Origin of the sequence: Corynebacterium sp. HMSC076G08, from assembly GCF_001811515.1 — a bacterium.
Classification (GTDB): Bacteria; Actinomycetota; Actinomycetes; order Mycobacteriales; family Mycobacteriaceae; genus Corynebacterium; species Corynebacterium hiratae.
The window spans coordinates 1-258 of the sequence record NZ_KV805005.1 but is presented as its reverse complement, the minus strand read 5'-3'; the positions used below and the strand labels follow the sequence as shown (position 1 = coordinate 258).

Genomic DNA, 258 nt, shown 5'->3' with positions numbered 1-258 from the left:
GTCTTTGTCGGCAACTGGTGAGCTTGTCGGCTGCCAGATGCACTACATGGAAAGGGTCCATGACTTTATCCGCCTGTGGTAGTTGCTCCTCGACTGCGGTGGCATAACCGGTGAACCCATCCATGGTCACCACCTGTATCTGTTCCCGGAAGCTGGGGTCGCGTTCCTTAAGCCACCCGCTGAGCACATCTGCGGACCTGCCCGGTCGCATGTCTAACAAACGCGCAGGACCACGCCCGTCCACCAGCGGGGTGAGGT

1 protein-coding gene is annotated in these 258 nt (G+C 59.7%); it reads right to left on the bottom strand.

Annotated elements, in window-relative coordinates; all coding sequences use genetic code 11:
- Window positions 1-258 (bottom strand): transposase (locus HMPREF2806_RS00005; RefSeq protein WP_198531297.1); only part of this gene is annotated, 258 nt, incomplete at both ends.